The 18340-nt window shown below is 53.0% G+C and carries 18 protein-coding genes; 13 read left to right on the top strand and 5 right to left on the bottom strand.

The genetic code is table 11. From position 1 onward, the window contains the following. Window positions 1–133: 133 nt before the first annotated feature. Window positions 134–1618, top strand: coding sequence for a pyruvate kinase (gene pyk / locus VE954_RS07880; protein ID WP_324951408.1), 1485 nt, complete (start codon window positions 134–136; stop codon window positions 1616–1618). Here the strand turns inward: pyk and VE954_RS07875 are convergent. Continuing rightward, on the bottom strand, window positions 1517–2590 hold the full coding sequence (locus VE954_RS07875; RefSeq protein ID WP_324951406.1) for a diguanylate cyclase: 1074 nt from the start codon (window positions 2588–2590) through the stop codon (window positions 1517–1519). The genes pyk and VE954_RS07875 overlap by 102 nt on opposite strands. 200 nt (window positions 2591–2790) lie before the next feature. On the opposite strand from VE954_RS07875, the gene VE954_RS07870 reads away from it, so the two are divergent. Together VE954_RS07870 and VE954_RS07865 are read left to right on the top strand one after the other, a co-directional pair. Then, on the top strand, window positions 2791–4944 hold the full coding sequence (locus tag VE954_RS07870; RefSeq protein WP_324951404.1) for a PBP1A family penicillin-binding protein: 2154 nt from the start codon (window positions 2791–2793) through the stop codon (window positions 4942–4944). 3 nt (window positions 4945–4947) lie between these two features. Continuing rightward, window positions 4948–6423, top strand: a complete 1476-nt coding sequence (locus tag VE954_RS07865; protein WP_324951402.1) for an ABC transporter substrate-binding protein — start codon at window positions 4948–4950, stop codon at window positions 6421–6423. 1 nt (window position 6424) lies between these two features. Here the strand turns inward: VE954_RS07865 and VE954_RS07860 are convergent, their stop codons facing one another. From VE954_RS07860 to murI, 3 genes are all read right to left on the bottom strand, one after another. Continuing rightward, window positions 6425–7027, bottom strand: a complete 603-nt coding sequence (locus VE954_RS07860) for a hypothetical protein (RefSeq protein WP_324951400.1) — start codon at window positions 7025–7027, stop codon at window positions 6425–6427. Window positions 7028–7115: 88 nt separating this feature from the next. Further along, on the bottom strand, window positions 7116–8108 hold the full coding sequence (locus tag VE954_RS07855) for a pentapeptide repeat-containing protein (protein ID WP_324951398.1): 993 nt from the start codon (window positions 8106–8108) through the stop codon (window positions 7116–7118). A gap of 166 nt (window positions 8109–8274) precedes the next feature. After that, window positions 8275–9099 carry a glutamate racemase gene (gene murI, locus VE954_RS07850; RefSeq protein ID WP_324951396.1) on the bottom strand — a complete coding sequence of 275 codons (825 nt, stop codon included), beginning with the start codon at window positions 9097–9099 and terminating at the stop codon, window positions 8275–8277. A gap of 110 nt (window positions 9100–9209) precedes the next feature. On the opposite strand from murI, the gene VE954_RS07845 reads away from it, so the two are divergent. From VE954_RS07845 to VE954_RS07810, 8 genes are all read left to right on the top strand, one after another. Continuing rightward, the gene (locus VE954_RS07845; RefSeq protein WP_324951394.1) at window positions 9210–10100 is read left to right on the top strand and encodes a glutamate--tRNA ligase family protein; all 891 of its coding nucleotides are present in this window, start codon (window positions 9210–9212) and stop codon (window positions 10098–10100) included. Then, window positions 10097–10996: a thiamine-phosphate kinase gene (locus VE954_RS07840; RefSeq protein ID WP_324951392.1), complete on the top strand. Its 900-nt coding sequence runs from the start codon at window positions 10097–10099 to the stop codon at window positions 10994–10996. Before VE954_RS07845 ends, VE954_RS07840 begins: the two co-directional genes overlap by 4 nt. A 14-nt stretch (window positions 10997–11010) precedes the next feature. Then, window positions 11011–12138 (top strand): DUF2786 domain-containing protein, encoded by a 1128-nt coding sequence (locus tag VE954_RS07835; RefSeq protein ID WP_324951390.1) that lies wholly within the window; start codon window positions 11011–11013, stop codon window positions 12136–12138. Between the two features lie 181 nt (window positions 12139–12319). After that, complete coding sequence (locus VE954_RS07830; protein WP_324951388.1) at window positions 12320–13039, top strand: BPSS1780 family membrane protein; 720 nt, start codon at window positions 12320–12322, stop codon at window positions 13037–13039. A 42-nt stretch (window positions 13040–13081) separates the two neighbouring features. Further along, on the top strand, window positions 13082–13783 hold the full coding sequence (locus tag VE954_RS07825; protein WP_324951386.1) for a TVP38/TMEM64 family protein: 702 nt from the start codon (window positions 13082–13084) through the stop codon (window positions 13781–13783). A 100-nt stretch (window positions 13784–13883) separates the two neighbouring features. Continuing rightward, complete coding sequence (locus tag VE954_RS07820; RefSeq protein ID WP_324951384.1) at window positions 13884–14663, top strand: class I SAM-dependent methyltransferase; 780 nt, start codon at window positions 13884–13886, stop codon at window positions 14661–14663. 217 nt (window positions 14664–14880) lie between these two features. Continuing rightward, window positions 14881–15498: a polysaccharide biosynthesis/export family protein gene (locus tag VE954_RS07815; RefSeq protein ID WP_324951382.1), complete on the top strand. Its 618-nt coding sequence runs from the start codon at window positions 14881–14883 to the stop codon at window positions 15496–15498. Window positions 15499–15520: 22 nt separating this feature from the next. Further along, window positions 15521–16165, top strand: a complete 645-nt coding sequence (locus VE954_RS07810) for a Spy/CpxP family protein refolding chaperone (protein WP_324951380.1) — start codon at window positions 15521–15523, stop codon at window positions 16163–16165. A gap of 90 nt (window positions 16166–16255) precedes the next feature. Here the strand turns inward: VE954_RS07810 and ribA are convergent, their stop codons facing one another. After that, complete coding sequence (gene ribA / locus VE954_RS07805) at window positions 16256–16924, bottom strand: GTP cyclohydrolase II (protein WP_324951378.1); 669 nt, start codon at window positions 16922–16924, stop codon at window positions 16256–16258. 286 nt (window positions 16925–17210) lie between these two features. Between ribA and VE954_RS07800 the strand changes: the two genes are divergently transcribed. Both VE954_RS07800 and VE954_RS07795 read left to right on the top strand, forming a co-directional pair. After that, window positions 17211–17753, top strand: coding sequence for an Hsp20/alpha crystallin family protein (locus tag VE954_RS07800; RefSeq protein ID WP_324951376.1), 543 nt, complete (start codon window positions 17211–17213; stop codon window positions 17751–17753). Window positions 17754–17929: 176 nt separating this feature from the next. Continuing rightward, window positions 17930–18340, top strand: a 411-nt coding sequence (locus tag VE954_RS07795) for a hypothetical protein (protein WP_324951374.1), incomplete at its 3' end; no start/stop codon positions are given.

Raw genomic sequence — 18340 nt, 5'->3', positions numbered from 1 at the left:
ATTGTCATTGGACCTTACTGGTTTTTCGGCTTAGGTTCGAAAGTCCTTAAGGTCAGGAATTTTTCCTGCTAGAAAAGTGTGGACGCTTGTAGCCCCAATGCTGTTTCTGGATCAAGAACTCGGAAGGAATCTTATGGCTAATTTGGCAGGTCAATCAGAGGCCCCGTTGAGCAAGAATTTTGTCTTCGACAGGCGGCACACCAAGATCATCGGCACCCTTGGTCCCTCTTCGTCGACCTATGAGGTGCAGAAAGCCCTTATTGAAGCCGGTTTGAACATCGCCCGTTTGAATTTTTCTCACGGCGACCATGAGACGCATGCTAAAAATATCGAATCGATCCGACGCGCCAGTGCTGAGCTCGGGCGTCCTGTGGCCCTTCTGCAGGATTTGCAGGGTCCCAAAATTCGTGTGGGTCGCCTCATCGGCGGTCAGATGGAGGTTCAGACCGGAGAAACCTATCGTCTCCGGTTTGGCATTGAACAGGATGATCCCAAGGTTATTCCCATCGATTATCGCGGCCTCGTGCACGACGTCAAAGTCGGCCAGCGCGTGATGATGGATGACGGCCTGCTGATTCTTCAGGTGCACGCCGTGAATGATGATTCGGTCACAGTTCGTGTGGAAGACGGCGGTCTTCTGAAAAACCGCAAAGGCGTGAACTTCCCCGATTCGAAACTGTCCCTGCCAGCCATGACAGACAAGGACAGCAAGGATCTTCTGTTCGGGATCGCCAATCGCGTGGACTACGTGGCTCTGTCTTTTGTTCAAGACCCGGCTGATATTTATCAGATCAAGGCCATGATCAAAGCCCTGGGATCAGATGTGCCGGTCGTGGCCAAGATTGAAAAACTGCCCGCGCTGGACTTGATCGATGAAATCGCCAAGGCTGCTGATGCTCTGATGGTGGCCCGCGGTGATTTGGGGGTCGAGGCCAACGTGGAACGCGTTCCCAATCTGCAGAAAAAAATTATTGCGGCCGCGGCTCGCGCTGGCAAGCCCGTGATTATTGCGACGCAGATGCTGGAATCCATGATCACCAACCCAAGAGCCAGTCTTGCAGAAGTGGCTGACGTAGCCAACGGTGTCCTCGACGGCGCTGATTGCTTGATGCTATCGGGTGAAGTGGCGAGCGGACGCTATCCTGTGGAAGCTGTGAAGCGGATGGCGACCATTATCGAACAGGTCGAAAATTGGACTCTGAAAAGGCCTTCGCGCTTCAATATGATCGAGCCCTTGAATAATGCGGAAACCTGGGAAGTTAACGAGACGATCGCGATTTCGGCTTGTGAGGCTGCTGACACCTTGAAAGCCAAGGCGATCGTCTGCCTATCTCTGACCGGATCCATCGCCCGTTCGATTTCCAAATGGCGACCGAAAACGCCGATTATCGCGATCAGTCCGCGGGCTGATGTGGCCCGAAGGCTGTCGATGGTGTGGGGCGTGACAGGGATCCCGAACCAGGCTTTTTATAATACGGATACGCTGCTGCAGAATTTGCCTGTGGTTCTGAAGGACCTAGGCATTGTGGACTCGGGGGACATTGTGGTGATTACGGCAGGAATCCCGATCAACCAGATGCGGCCGTCCAATATGATTAAAATCAACCGGATACCTTAAGACCATGCCGCTGACCATGTTTCTGCCGTGGCGCTTGCTACGGTAGAGCATGACGTCAGCACCCTTGATCACATCATCAGATTTGCCTTCAAAACCAGGATCCACCCAGCACATTCCAAAACTGCCTGTAAGCTTGATCGTATACTGCTCTTTCTTGAAAACGCTGCGCATGATCAGATCCTGAATGCGTTCGGCGATATCCCAGACCACCGACACGGAATCGGTGGGAATGCAGACGATATATTCATCACCACCGTAGCGCGCCGCCACCGCATCCTTGCCCAGGACACCGGAATGCGCGATCAAGCGTCCAATTTCACCGATCACAAAACTGCCCACCAGATGGTTGGCGCTGTCATTGATCGTTTTGAAATGATCCAGATCCAGCATGATCACGCCCATACCATGCTCACCTTTACGGCAGCCTTTGATAAGCTTCTGATAATCAATATTAAAGGCTCGCATATTGCTTAAACCGGTCAGTTCATCGGTCAGACTCAGCATTTTCAAACGATGATTGACCGAACGCAGGCGATCCGCCATCGCCTTAAAACGGAAAACCGAGTTCACGCGCGCCACGAATTCGCGATCGGAGGCTTTGGCGTCGATGAAGTCATCCCCACCGTGTCCGAGCACGCGTTCAAAGAGGCCGTCATCGTTTTGAACCTTCTGACTGCTAAAGACAAAACCGGTATGTCTGTCTTTTTCCCCACTCCGGGCGTTCTTACAGAAAACCAGGCTATCTTCGCCACCATGATCCAGGTCGATCACAACCAGATCGGGATGCAATTTATTGAAAACTTCTGTCGCCTGTTCACCGCGCGTAGCGCTGACGACATGATCTATGCGATAGAGGGAATCTGGGTTATTATAATGTCGAGGATCAGCAAATATTGTCCATAGCCGACTGGGTGTGCCCGTTGCCGGTTCGATGATCAATACTTTCATCGATTTTTTGCCAGGTTGCTTCACAGTAAACCTCAAAGTAAAGCTGGGCCACTACCTTTATTGAGATATCGGCCATGCACCTTATTGTTTAAGGTTTTTTTAAACGTTTCAGTAAGTCTTGGAAAGTTCTTTGGTCTTCCGGTAAGAGCGGGCGTGCATTGCATGTCTTTCCGGATGATGCTTTGGGTTCCTAATGTGTTTCCCGTTCTAACCCAGAAAAATAAATGAAGAATCCAAGAAAACCGAAAAACTTACTGCATGTAAGAAGCCAAAAGCTGTGGCAGCGGCTTAAATCCGCCTATTCTGAGCTGCGCAACCGGTTCCCCAGCGATCGGTTGCCCGCATGGCTGGCCTTGCGAGGCAGCGACCGCCGCAAGCGTGTGCTCATGGTTTTGGGGGCCCTGGGCCTGGTCATGCTCGGGACTCTGATGTGGATGGCGCTGTGGCTGCAGCAGACTGGTGTTCTGCATCTGGATGAATCGCGGCTCACCGTGATCATTGATTACAAGCATTCTGACAATTCCTTGGTCTTTGACCGCAACGGTGAAAAGATTGGTGAATTTTTCAGCGACTATCACGTCTTCGTACCGTTCGACAAAATTCCAAAGCCCCTGATCGAAGCCGTGCTGGCGGTCGAGGATCGTCATTTTTTCGAACACTACGGCATCGACTTGCGTGGTATCATGCGTGCCTTCCTCGCATCCATGCGCAGTCGCGGTTTCACTCAAGGGGGATCCACCATCACCCAGCAGGTGGTCCGCAATTTCCTGCTGAGTCCTGAAAAAACATTCGAACGAAAAATCAAGGAAGCGATTCTGGCCATTCAGCTGGAACGCCACTTGACCAAGGAAAAGATCCTCGAAATCTATTTGAATGCCCTCTTTCTGGGCCAGGGTGCCTATGGCGTCGGCGCCGCAGCTGAACGACATTTCGGCAAACCTTTGCAGGAACTCGAAACGCACGAGCTTGCCCTGATCGCAGGACTCTTTCAATCGCCGAGTCGCTACAATCCTCATAAAGCTCCCGATCAGGCCAAGCGGCGGCAGAAGCAGGTGCTCAAGGCGATGGTGCAGGCCGGATCATTGACGGCCGATGCGCATAAGGTCGCCCGGAAAAAGCCCCTGGTTTTCAAGACCCAAAATCAATTGAACACCACCTTCGCCCCTTACTTCGTGGATGCTGTTCAGGAGCAAACCGAAAAACTTCTGACCGGCGATGTGCGAGGCCGAGGTCTGCGTATTCATACGACGCTGGACGTGCATCTGCAGGAGGACGTGAATAAGGTCATTGAGCAGTCGAAAGATATTTTCGACGGCGCGGCCTCGAAACTGGTGAATGTTCCCAAGGGCACCCCTAAGATTGTTGAAACGGCAGCTGTGGTCCTGGATCATAAAACGGGTGATGTCCTGGCCATCGTCGGGGGGCGTGACTATGATCGTTCGCAGTTCAATCGGGTTCTGAAAGCCAAGCGCCAACCAGGCTCTTCGTTCAAACCGGTGGTCTATGCCCTCGCCTTGCAGTCCGGCATGAAGTGGTCGGATATGTTTTACGTCGGTCCTGTGGTGATTCAGGACTATCGGCCGCGTAACTATGCAGGGGAATACCTAACCGAGGCTACGCTTTTCGCCGCTTTCTACCGCTCGATTAACTCCCCTGTTATTGAAATTGGATACCGCCTGGGAACCAAGCGTGTGATTGATCTGGCTCGTAAAATGGGCATCAAAACTGAACTCAAAAATCAGGCAGGCACCCTCCTCGGCGGCTCGGAAGTCACTCCCATGGATATGGCCAGCCTCTATGCAACCATCGGTAACGGCGGCGTTCAGGTCGACCCTCGCATGATCCTGAAAATCACCGATCGTGATGGGACAGTTCTTTACTCGGCTCCACAGCCCCCTAAAAAGCCCAAACGTATTTTACCCGAACAGATCAACTATCTGCTGACCGATGCCATGCGCGGTGTTTTCAAGTACGGAACCGCAAGTCAATTTGGTGAAATGGGCGCCTATGCGGGCGGCAAAACCGGAACCACCGATGAGGCCAAGGACAACTGGTTCTGCGGCATCACTCCCAACCTTACGGCCGTGGTGTGGGTTGGTACGGATAACAACTTGGCTTTCAGCGGGACCGTCGCGGCCAACACGCTGGCCCTTCCGATCTGGGCGAAGATCGTGCATAAGGCGCGGAAGCGCTATCCAGCAGACGAGTTTGTGGTTCCGGAAGGCATCAAGACGCTGAAAGTGAATCCGCACTTTGGACATTTGGATCCGAGCGGGATTGATATGAGTTTTATCGAAGGACGGGAACCCAAGCGGATGGAATCAGCCCTCTCGGTGGTCCGGGAGACAGGCAATTTCCGCGATTTTTTGGATCGCTAACATATGCCGGTTCGCTTCATGCTTCTCCTGCTCGCCTGTCTGAGTTGGCCGCTTCGCGCTCAGACCAATGCAGAGGAACAAAGTGCAGTCAGCAATGACAGCGAACTTTGCTCCAAACTTTTTGCCAAGACCGTGGTGGCCTACCAGGACTTGCATCGCAAACTGCCGCCCAATGCGATCGTGCCTGCAAATTCTCCGCTCGCACCGCTTCTGGGTCTGCATGCCGAAGATTGTGGCCAGCCCGGAACCATGGAACTGATTGAAAAAGCTCTGACCACGCACAACGGAAAAGTTGCGCTGCTGCTGCCTTTTTCCAAAATGCCGAAATCGGCAGGACAGGATGTCTTGCGGAGCGTTCATGAATGGATGCAAAGCAAAGGTCTGGTGCCTGGTCGCCTGATCATCTGGCGGGATACGGAAGGCAATCGGGAGAAACTGGAGCGTCAACTGGCTCATGTGATCTGGGTTCAGGGGGCTTCGATCGTGATCGGCGGATTGTTTCAAAATGAAGCGCCTTTCTTAACGCAATGGGCCGATCGCCTGCGGGTGCCGGCCATCATTTTAAACCGTCGACCCGAGGGTCCTGCGAGCAAATATACCTTCTATATGGGGCCTGATTATCGCCTGTTGGCGTCCGGTCTGACCCGTTATGCCCTGGGGCGCAATATCAAACGCGTTGCGATCATGGCTCCGCAGTTTTCTCACGATGAAGCCCTCATCGCAGCGTTTCGCGCCCAGGCGCAACACCTCCGCATTCAAGTCACCGGTCCCCTGATTTACAATCCTGCGGACTATTCCTCGATCGATGGCCTCCTGCGCAAACTCTTTCACATCGATGATGAAAGTCGTAATGAGGAGCTCCTGGAACTCGTCAACAAAGGCAAGGAAGCAGCGGAACAACTCGGCGTTCCCTTCGATGCCAAATCAATCGTGTTGCCCCCTGTGATTGATGTCGACGCGATCCTCATTGCCGACCATTTCAAGAACGTTCGCCATCTAAGCAAGTCCATGGCCTTTTATGGGGTCAAGCGCCTGCCTCTCCTGGGCATTCCCAAATGGCGAGCCTTTGAATTGATTGAACCCGCGGATGAAAACCTGGTGGGTTCTGTTTTTGTGGATTATCTCGGCAGCTATAAACAGTTGCCCTATGGTATTCAGGTTCCGACCGTGGATAAGGAATATTTTGCAGAAGGCCCCGCAGCAGGGTCGGTTGATCTGCGGCTGGTCGTACATCACGCTTTGTTTTCCGCCCTCCAGGCCCTGGGCGGTCCACGCAGTCCACGCTATGCGCTCTATAAAAAACTGGAGACCAGCGCTGGTCCCCGTGAGAGTTTTCTATCGGGTCCTCAAATTTTTCGCGCCGATCACAGTGCGAACTGGCCTACATTTTTATTCGGAGTGGGCAGCGGATCCATCTCCGTTCTGCAGGTCTGGAATCCTCTGACAGGCCCCACCCGCACCAGCTCGTCGCGGCCTTGAGTTAGAGTTGCAGCAGAAGATGCAGGTTGGCTGTTCCGCCGCGCAACTCTTCACTGCCCAAACCAAGCACCTGCAATCCATTCAGATATCGGTAAGAAACCCCTGCACCGATCTGCATCCAGGGTGTGATATTCACCCCTATACCAATCTCGGGCTCAAGCACAAAGAGGAGCCGACTGGTCCGGGTTTCCTGGGCTGTTTCCACCTTGGCCTGGCCGGTTCCGACCAGCATTTGAAAATATCCTTCGGTGATGCGATCGCCCTGCGGCGGATCACCAAAAACGACCCCGCCGTAGCTTAATTCATAACTCGTACCCGCATCAAATCGCGTGGACCCACTGCGATAAAAAGCCAAGGCCAGCTGGCGTTCACCGCCTTCACTCAGGCCCAAGCGAAAACCATGCAGCCGCAGCGTATCATCGCCCGGATTGGATTGCTTGGTCGTCAATTCCAAAAAGGGGCGGAGGCTGCCGCGGGCCAGTCCTTCGCTGATGGAACCGGCCTGGTCCTCACGCGCATTCCTGGACTTTTTATCGTCGTCATCGGCAAAGGCGGAACCGCTGAGAAGGCCTGTCCACAATAAGACACAAGTCAAGAGGCGCATGGTGTTTCATCTCCCATAAAGAAACAGCCCCACGATAGTCGCGGGGCTGGCTCTTTGTCAATGACGGGGATTTTCCACACGCAGCGTCTCAAAGATCATCCACATCGGTGATAAATACGGCTTCGGCGCAACTGCCTTGGGCTTTCACCAGCGGCGGCAGATCTGACTCACAGACCGAGGCACCTTTGAGCATGACGCCTTCAAGCCGAGCGTTGCGAAATTTGGCCTGCATAAGGTCAGCATCCAAAAGGCGCGCGCCACGCAGGTCGGCCCCGATAAAGGAAGCCCCGAGAGCATTCACCTTTTGCAGATTGGCCTGCGAAAAATCGGCTCGATCACAGCGGGTCCCCATGAGGCTGGCATGACTAAGATTGGCTCGATGCAGACGCGCTCCGTCCATCTGAGCATTATTCAAGTTCGCTTCCAGAAGCAGGGCCATGGAAAGGTTGGCGCCACGCAGATCCACGGATTCAAGATTGGCTCGACTCAGGTTGACTCCCGTGAGGTCCGCGCCTTTCAAAATACTGCTCGCCAGATCCACACCCATCAGCACCTGGCCCTTGAGATCCGTACCGGTGAAGTCGGTGGCAAAAAAATTGGCCTCGCGCAGGCGAGCGCCGGAGAGTCTGGCTTCGGTAAGTTTGGTGCCATTGAGCTGCGCGCCCTTAAGATCCGCATCGCGCAAGTCGGCTTTGCTGAGGACAGCATCCACAAGAATGGCCCCGCGCAGGTTAGCTCCGCGAAGTTTAGCGCCCACCAAATTGGCTTCGGAAAAATCAGCTTCAGAAAGGTTGGCCCCGCTCAGGTCAGCGCCGCTGAGGTTGGCTCCTTTGAAGTTGGCATGACTTAGATCACGCCCGGCAAGGCGCATATTTTTCATGTCAGCCTGTTCGAAAAGAACACTGCGCAGGTCGAGTCCTGCGAGGTTTTCACCTTGCAAACGACAGCCCTTGCAATTGCGGGTTTCAACGATGCGGGATTTGGTTTCACTATCCAGGGCCAGGGTTGGTGCCGCCCAGAGGCCTAAATAAAGCGCCATCAATGCTCGCACCAGACTATGGTTGCCGCGTTGGGCGTTCATGGTATAACCCTCTTTTTGCGTCTCTAGTTGTTATTTCCGGCTGACAGCCGTGCATAGTTTCCATATCGGATCCCTTCCGAACCGCCGAAAAGAATCATGCAAAGCCTTTCTTTTCAGGCTTTTGCCGTTTCGATTAAAGTTTGGTTTTTTTTCGTCGACAGGCGAATTATTTCGGCGAAGCAGATTCTTTCGCCAGGATCAGATGCTGGGCTGGTAGAAAGCCAAGACTTTGGAGATAGGGCTCCAGTTGATTGATCCCAGCATCCAGTGCCGTAAACAGGATATCGCGCGTGGGTTGGGACGCTGGTGGAGTCTTCTCCAAAAGGGTTTGAACGCGCTGCGCAATGGCGGCCCCGGAGTCCACCAGCTTAATCCCAGGGAGCACAGTCTCCAGTTCCAAAGGGACCAACGGAAAATGCGTACAGCCCAGGACAATCGCATCGGGTCGCGGCGTCGCTTCAAGGAATGGCTGACAAATACGCTGCAATTCATCCAAAGGAATGGCCTGACCGCGGAGTTTGGCTTCGACCAATTCCACCAGACGCGAACTGCCAACGCGAATCACATGGCAATCCTTGGCAAAGTCCTGGATTAAACCGTCCGTATAGGCACGGGCCACCGTCGCGGGCGTGGCGAGTAATCCAATCACCCGATTTTTGCTGAAGGTGGCTGCCGTTTTAATAGCCGGCACCACCCCAACCACCGGAAAGGTGACCTCCGAACGCAGCTGAGGCAGGACCAGCGTGCTCGCTGTGTTACAGGCAATGACCAGGATTTTAGGAGTATAGATCTTCAAAGACGAGGCTATCACGGCACTGACCCTATGCTGCAGCCAATCCGCGGATTTATCACCATAGGGCAGGCCCGCATTGTCCGCGACGTAAACAAAACTGAGGCGTGGATTCAGCCGCAGGATCTCGCTGAGGACACTGAGTCCCCCCACGCCGGAGTCAAAAACAAGGGCATCAATCGGTTGTTTGGTCAGGCTCATGACTCTCACTACGTAAAAACGTCGTTGAAATGATCATACGTAAAATTCATTGCTCTTGGAAGGTAAAGTCTCCAGAATGAAAATCGGATCAATACCAGGATGAGGCCCTCGTGCTGGCGGAATTTCGCCAACAACTCCATAACTTGCCGCGCGGATTGCGGACGCGTTTCGCGCCGAGTCCGACTGGTTATCTGCACCTCGGCCATGCAGCATCGGCTGTCTTTGTCTGGGGTATCGCGAAAGCTATTGAGGCGGATGTTGTTCTGCGCATCGAAGATCACGATCGGGGCCGGGTGAGGCCCGAGTATGAAAAGGCCATTCTGGAAGATCTGACCTGGCTGGGGTTAATCCAAACACCGGATTTTTTCCGACAAAGCGATCACTGGGATCGTTATCAATCCAAAATGGAAGAGGCGCGCGCCCGAGGCCTAATTTATGCGTGCACGTGCAGTCGGCGCGAGATTCAGGAGCGCACCGGGGAAGAGTCCCGAGATGAACTTCGCTATGATGGACACTGCCGCTTTCTGGGTCGGGCCGAGTCGCAGGCTGGATTGCGCCTCCAACTCGACGATCGGGCCTTTGCCTTTCACGATCTGTGGGCAGGACCGCAGGTTCAAAAACCCCATGAGCAATGCGGTGATCTCTTGATTCGGGACCGGGATGGCAACTGGACTTATAATTTTGCCGTGAGCGTGGATGATGCAGCCGAAGGCGTCGACCTGATTATACGTGGCCAGGATTTACTCACGGCCACCGGGCGTCAGCTGCAGCTCCGGTCGTTATTCGGTATCACCCAACCGATCCAGGTGATCCATCATCCTTTAATCTGGGAAAGTCCCGAGCGCAAACTTTCCAAGCGTGATGGCTCGACCAGCCTCAGGCATCTGCGTGAGCAGGGACAATCACCAGCCATGATCCTGGGTCAAGCGGCGTTTTCTGTGGGACTTCTGGATCGGCCGCAACCTCTTGCAGCCCACGAACTGAAAGGGCTTTTTGCATGAAAGAGAATAAAATCATTGAGCAGCTCAAGCAGCAATGCCCGGATAATGCCAGTGTGAAACTCGGCATCGGTGACGACAGCGCTGTGTTGAATCCGAGTGATCGGGAGCAGCTCGTCTGTGCCGACATGCTCATGGAAGGCGTGCACTTTATCCTGGATTCGCACAATGTTGAAAAAATTGGTCACAAAGCTTTGGCTGTAAATCTTTCGGATATCGCGGCCATGGGCGGTGAAGCTCTCTCAGCTTATATTTGCCTGGCTTTGCCGCGATCGCATGCTGAGTCACGATTTATGGAACGTCTTTACTCTGGTTTTTCGAGTCTGGCCCAAAGGTTTCAGGTGGCCATCGCCGGGGGTGATACCAATATTTGGGAAGGTCCTCTGGTGATTTCCGTGACGGTCGTCGGTGCCGTTCATCCCAAAGGGGCCGTCACGCGCCGTGGGGCTCGCGTGGGTGACGTCATCATGGTGACGGGCGAACTGGGCGGCAGTATCGAAGGCCATCATCTGGATTTTACGCCTCGTCTTGCCGAGGCGAGGATACTCATGGATGGCTATAAATTGCATAGCATGATCGATGTTTCGGATGGACTCGGCAAGGATCTGCGCGATATCTGCCGACAAAGCGGAGTGGCGGCCAGCCTGGATCCTGAGCTTCTGCCTCTGCGTGGTCCGCTTCTTAAAATGCCGCGCGCGGAAGCTCAACAGCGCGCCCTGTCCGATGGTGAAGATTTTGAACTCTGCTTTACTTTGAGTGAAAAGGAAGCCGAGCGTCTGGAAGCGCGCCGCGATATAAGCTGTCACCGCATCGGTCGCATCATCGCGGGTGAGGGTCTCTACTGGGGACATAACGAGAAGACCTGGGAACCTATTCACGTTCAGGGTTATGAGCATTAAGGCACGGAGGATTCATGAAGGGTCCCGGTTTAACGGAAACATTTGAAGAGTATTTGGAAAAATGCTGGACGCAGCAGCTGGTGCGTGAGGCGCATGAGGCGCTTTCGTATTATCGTATCCGCATACCCATGCCGGTTTTTTTGCTGAGCCGCGATAGCCAGCGCTATGGAATCTTTGATCCGCAGCGTTATGCGATCAGCATCAGTCGTCATTTGATCGAAGCCCACCCCTGGGACCTTGTCATCGAGGTCTTAAAACATGAACTGGCTCATGCGCTGGTCTATCAGCAGTACGGGCATGATGATAGCATGCACGGGGAATTTTTCGATAAAGCCTGTCAAAGGCTGGGCGTTGCGCCCTGGGCCCGGCATGCCACGATCGAGCTGGATCCGGCTGCAGCCGTAGCAGCGCATCGTGAATTGGCACCAGAAGAAGAAAGGCTCCTGAGACGCGTTGAAAAACTTCTCTCTCTTGCCGCCAGCGGCAATGAAAATGAAGCCAGCCTCGCCATGCAGCGGGCCCGTGAGCTTTGTGCGCGGCATCATCTGGAGTCTTTGGCCGCCCACAAGAAGCAGGATTATACCTATGTGGTGATCCACCATCGCAAAAAACAAATAGCGACCTGGCAATGGAGTATCTTTAATATTCTCAATGAATATTTCTTTGTGAATTGCATCTCACGCAGTCTCTTCGATGCCAAAGACCTCACCCATTATCGAGTGGTGGACATCATGGGCACGCGCGAGAATGTGCAGATGGCAGAATACGCCTATTGGTTTTTGTATCAGCAGCTCCCGCTCCTGTTTGATCAATTCCGCAAAGACAAGTCGACCCAGCCCCGGAATGCCCGCAATTCCTTTTATATGGGTGTGCTACGCGGCTTCGCTGAAAAGTTAAAAAAGCAGCAGCACGATATGGTACAAAAAACTGAAATTCGCACCCATACGGAACTGGTCCTGGTGGCAGAAGCCGAGCTGGAAAATTTTGTGCGTGGACGCTTTCCTTCGATCACAGGTGGCAGTGGACGCAGTGTCAGTGTCTCCGAGGAAGCGTATAATTCCGGCAAGGACCGCGGTCGGGAATTGACCCTGCATCGGGGGCTGCATCAGCAGCACAGTGGTGGAGTCCGACTCCTGCGTTAAAAGCCCTTTCTGGACCTTTATTCACTGTCGACGCTCTGGACATTCGGCCCCGAGCGCTTCGCCTTCTTTTACCTGCCAGCAGTCCCCTTTATCCGCTCGATCAACCTGGAATGGCTCTTGTAACAAGAGGCTGAAGCCAAATGCTTTTATGAAATATTTCCTGAGGTAAGAAGGAGCCGCCATGAAAACTGCCAAGGTAACGGCCGGACGTGGGATCAGCTGGATTAAGTCAGGCATCGGTTTCGTCACCGATCGACCCGTCGTCTGGATTGGTGGCACGGCCGCGACGATTGGCCTCAGCATTGTGCTGAATTTTATCCCGCTCCTGGGTCAAATCCTGAGCCAAATCCTGAGCTTCGGGATGGGAATCTTTTTTCTGAGTTATGCCCAAAAGCAGAAAAATAAAGTGGAATTCGACCTCGATGTAACCTGGAATCAGGTCAAAGGCCGATTGCCTCGCTTGATCCTGCTGATGCTCCTGAGTAGTGCACTGGCGTTCGCGTGCGTGCTTCTCGTGGTCGGCACCCTGGCAGTCGTCGGCGGTTTGCAGTATGCATCGCAGGGCCGATTTCCTTCGACGCTGCCCACGGGTTCCTTGATAGCGCTCGGCATCAGTGGCCTGATCGCGGTCATCGGCTTTTATTACATCATGGCCGCGACCAGTTTTACCACACCGCTCATCCTTCTGCAGAATCTGTCCATCCGGCAGGCTTTGGGGTTGAGTCTGCAGGCTGTCACGCGGAATGTTGGGCCGCTGTTTGTTTATTTTTTGCTGCTGGCGCTTTTCATGCTGATCTGCATCATTCCTTTCGGTTTGGGCCTTTTGCTCGGCTTTCCGGCCATAACCGCCTCCTTTTATGTGGCCTATGAAGAGCTTTTGGGCAGACCGGACACGCTGTGATAGAATGGGTTTTCAGCGCCGCCAACGATAGGCTTGAATGCGATGAAAACTCTCGGCAGGATCATACTTGTTCTGGGTCTGGTAGGACTCCTGGTCACGTTCATACGCTGGCAGTTCCGTGACTTTTCATGGACCCACTGTGCGCAGGTTCAGCAGTACTTTCTGCAGATGGGGTGGACCGCACCCTTGCTTATTTTTATCGGTTTTGTGAGCGCGTCCTTTGCCCTGATGCCGTCGACGCTTTTGGCTTTGCTCACGGGTTTGATTTATGGCTGGGGCTGGGGCACCGCGCTGGCGCTTTCGGGAATTGCCAGCGGCGCCTGCCTGGCTTTTTTCATCAGTCGTACGTTGGCTCGTCAGCCGCTTGAGCAACGGCTGAGGCACCGCAGCTGGTACATTCGCCTGCAAAGCATGCTGCAGGGCAACGAATTGGGTTTTGTCGTACTGGTCCGGCTGGTCCCGCTTTTTCCCTTTACCGGATTGAATTTTGCCTGTGGCCTTCTGCCCATCCGCTTCGTGGATTTTGCCTTGGGTTCCCTGCTGGGCATGCTTCCCGGCACCTTTGTGTATGTTTACCTGGGCCATACCGGCTGTCAATTGATCGAGCCTATGATGCTTGGCAAATTTCGTGATGTGCACATTCCTATCGAACTGCGCTGGCAGCTGGGTTCCGCTCTTTTCTTTTTGCTCCTGCTCAGCAGCACGCCGATCCTGTGGCAGCTTCGAAACCGCAGAAAACGCTAGTTTCATCGAGCAAATTCCAGCATAATCCCCCCCATCTTTTGCCCCACGCTTGGCCAAGACTAGCAATCGTGACGTGGCCGTTTGGAAAGGAATTCTCAGCATGGCTTTTGATAAGTATCTCTACTACGAGCGTTCGGTTCAATCACCGGATGTGGATGCAGCTTTTTTGGATCGCGTTTATCGTGAAATCCGCGGTCAAGAAGCCAAGGTTCTAGGCGAAGATTTCTGTGCCGCCTTTGCCCTTTGCTGTGAGTGGGCCAAGCTCAATCCCGAGAAAATCAGCTACGGCATCGATCTCGATCCAGAGCCTTTGGAATATGGCCGCTCCCATTATTTGAATAAGCTCACGCCCGAAGAGCAAAAGCGTGTGCATACCCTGCAGACCGATGTCATGAATCCCGAACTGCCACGCGCGGATATCATTGCACCGCTGAATTTTTCCTTTTTCGGCTTCAAGCAGCGGACTGAGCTGAAGCGGTATTTTCAAGCCGCTTACAACCGTTTGAATGATCAGGGTCTGCTGATCATGGACTGCTTCGGCGGCCAAGCCTGTATGGAACCCAATGAACATGAAACGGAATACGATGATTTCAGTTACTACTGGGATCAGGACACGTTTGATCCTTTGACCAATGAAGCCATGTTCTATATTCATTACCGGCCCAAAGGCCAAAAGAAGATCAAAAACGTCTTCACCTATGACTGGCGCCTGTGGAGTCTGCCTGAGCTGCGGGAGCTGCTCGAAGAAATCGGCTTCAAAAAAGTGCACTACTACTGGGAAGGCACGGATGATGAAGGCGAAGGTGATGGTAATTTCAATAAAATAGAAAAAGGCGAAATCTGCGATAGCTGGGTCGCCTATATCGTTGGCGAAAAGTAAGGTTCGTCCATTCAAGTCGGAAACGGCCCGCTCCGGGCCCTTTCTGCTTTTTTTTCGTTTCCGCAATTCCTTGCCAAATTCACGTGTTAGCAAACAATACGTCAGGTTCACGTCGGTAAACGTCTGACTTTCCCGAGACTATTCCTCAGGTTTTTTTCGAATTTGCCGAAGTCCCTCCTGCAAAGGGGTTTGTGCGACGATCGAGCCTGGAGGAATCATGCACCTGCTTCAATCCATCCTGTTGCTAATAACCGTGATCATGCCGAGTGCATGCAAGCATGGCAATGCAACGCCATCTTCTGCCTCTCAGGATTTGAGCACGGCTCCGCGAGGCAAGACTTACAACGATTATGGTGATTACCTGATCGATGTGAACGACCTTCTCACGGTTCATGTTCAAGGCAATAAGGATATCACGGGACAATACCGTGTTTCGCCTTCGGGCTACATTTCCCTGCCTCTGGCCGGCATGGTTCGCGCCAAAGGACTTTCTGAAATGTCGCTTCGTGATTCCATCATGATCAAACTGCGGCCTCACCTGACGGGACCACGGGTCTCGGTCGCCGTGACGGAAGCGAATAGCTACGTCGTTTATTTTTCCGGTCACGTGCAAAAACCAGGCACCATCCACCTCGGTGGCCGAACCACGCTGCTGCAGGGTTTGTCTCTGGCTGGCGGCTGGACTGATCAAAAAGCCTTTCGTGTCATCATCGTCCGGGAAACGCCGGAAGGTGTGAAGAAGCGCTACGAATCTGCTCTGGATAGTATTCGCCTGGGCAATGCCTATGTGGATAATTTTTGGCTGGAACGCGGCGATTTAGTCATCATCGAATAAAATCGCTGGAAAGGATACGCCTGTGATCAGGACGCACTTTTCTTTCAAATTCCTGCTGGGCAGCATCTTAATGTGTCACAGCCTCGTGGCTCTTGCTCAAGGCGAGACCGATGGCAGCGATTTTGGAGTCGACCCTGGCTTGCCTGCCGAGGCTCCCGCGACGCCGGCATCACCGCTGGTGGCGCCAACACCAGCGCCGAGGAATCCACGGCCAGCTCCCAATGCAACCCTGCCCGCACCAGCCCCCGAATCTTTGGTCCAACCTTATGATGGACCAGCCGCACCTGTGACGCCTGCTTTGCCATCCGCGCCGGCGCCTAAACCGCGTCCTGCTATTACGGGCAAGCTGGCGGAATTGAATTTAAGCCAGGAGCAGGCACAGCAGATCATCGAATTGCGGCGCCAATGGAAGCCCGAGACTGAAAAGCGTCTCAAAGAGGATTTTCTGTTTCTGAAACAGAACCTGGCGCAAGCCATGGCCGACAATTCACCTGGCGAGGAAGTGCGTCGGCGCTTTGAATTGATGCAGAAGAAATATTTGGAACTGCAGACAGTGAAGTTTGAGAAGCTGCTCAGAATCCGTGAAGTCCTGACTCACGAACAGCGCAAGAAGTTTGCCGAGCTAAGGTCACGCCCCGGCAAGAACAATAGCAATGATAATGATTAAGTGATGGGATCGTTGGGCGGCTTCAGTCGAAGAGGCCGTTCAACTGATGGCCGGCTTCGATGGTACAGCCCGTTCAACTGATGGCTGGCTTCAATGGAACAGCCCGTTCAACTGATGGCCGAGCTTCTGCATCTTGGTCTTCAAATAATCTTCATTAAACTTGTTCACCTCAGCCAGCGACGGCACCCGCTCACGAATGACGATCCCCAGATGGGTGAGAGCCTGGATCTTATCCGGATTGTTGGTATTCAGAATCACTTCCTTAACACCCCGTTGCCTTAAGATAAGTGCCGCGCCTTCAAAACTGCGAAGGTCGGTATCAAATCCCAACTGATGATTGGCTTCAATCGTATCGGCGCCCTGATTCTGCAGGTGGTAGGCCCGAATCTTATTGCCAAGCCCAATACCCCGGCCTTCCTGGCGCAAATAAATAATCGCGCCTGAACCACGCTTTTGAATCTCGGCCAAAGCCAGGTTCAGCTGGTCGCGGCAGTCGCATTTAAGCGAACCCAACACTTCGCCCGTGAAGCACTCCGAATGGACCCTGACAAAGGGGCACGAATCGGGTGTAAGATTATAACTTATTAATATTGCTGTCTCTTCTTGATTCTGATCCCGATAGACGGTGGTAAGGAATTCCCCGAATACGGTCGGCAGGCTGGCTTCGGCATACTGTGTCAGAATCAGTTGAGTTTTCGATCCCATCTTTTTCCCAAGATTGGTGAGAGCGCGGCCTATCCTGTGCAGCAGCTTATTCATGAACCCTACCTGGAGTAACCCGTCGCCCGGAGCAACCTGTATAGCAGGATGGCGCTGGAACGTCAATCTTAGGAGAATGCCTGAAAATCGAGGCATTTTTCATCCCTTCCAGGATTCTTACATGGAACGTGTAGGCAAGTGTTGCACGAAAAAACAAAAAAATTTCAAAAAAAATTTGACCCCACACCTTGACCTCGAAGAATGCGCACTTAAATTCCCAACAGAAGGAGCGATGACGCTCCACTGAAAAACCAAGAGATTGATGATATATAAGAAGGAGATTGTTATGGGCAACCTTGAGCTTTGGCGCACAGATCGCGGTCCTTTCTCACTTCTGAGAAATTGGGATAGCATCACCAAAGAACTGGACAGCTTCTTTAACGAATTTGATAAATCCGTGGGCGAATCTCGCAGCGGAGCAAAGGATACTATGCTGGCTCCAGCTGTTGACGTCCAGGAAGATGAAAAGGGCTTTCTTCTGAGCTTCGATTTGCCAGGCTTCAAAAAAGAAGACGTGAATGTCGAGGTCATAGGCAATCGACTGACGGTGAACGGCAAGCGGACCCGTGAGGCCACAGCGAAGGATTCCAAGTTCCATAGGATCGAGCGTAATCACGGTGAATTCCGCCGAGTTTTCACCCTGCCCGAGAACGCCAACGGCGACTCGATCGAGGCAAGTTATGAAAACGGCGTGCTTTACCTCTCGATCCCCAAAGCCGAAATTGAACGCCCTAAGAAAGTGGAAATCACGGAGGGCAAGGGTAGCTTGAATAAAAAGCTGGTCGGCGTCAAGGGTGAGGAGGAATCCAGGAAGACTGTCAATTCCTAATACAGTCCGAGGAGCGTTGAAAGAGAGGGCGCAGCGATAAGCTGCGCTCTTGTTATATCCCCTTCAAATTTCCTGGAATCTCTTTCCAAAAAGTCATAGTTTGAACCATAAGCTTCCTAAAACCGAAATCGATTTCACCGATAAAGCTTCATCAGTTGTTTATCAAGGAGCCGGTGATGCGTTACAAGGATCTGTCCATCCGATCCAAATTGTTATTGATGACGGGTCTAACCGTAGCCTTTATCATGGCCGGCATGGGCGCAGCTTTCCTGGGCACCCGAACGCTGCAAACGCGCTACAACGCGATGATACAGCAGTACGATTACTTTCAGATCCTGATCTCCAATATCAGTGATCAGATCCATACCATCTCGCGCGAAGAGCTGGCTTATATCTACACGATGAACGATGCCTCCCTGCAAACCCGGGACGCTGCCTTTAGCAAGGTCGATCTGTTCGTGATGGAAGTCGACAGCGTGAAGCAGGACTTCGTGAAAAGTGAGGACATTCAAAAGTTCAAGGATTCCATTGCCGCCTATCGGGCTTCCTTTCAACCCATGGTCGACAAGATCAAGGCTCAGGGCGAC

Source organism: Oligoflexus sp., assembly GCF_035638955.1.
Lineage (GTDB): Bacteria > Bdellovibrionota_B > Oligoflexia > Oligoflexales > Oligoflexaceae > Oligoflexus.
The sequence above is the reverse complement of the archived record's forward strand: the minus strand, read 5'-3'. Positions and strand labels throughout refer to the sequence as shown.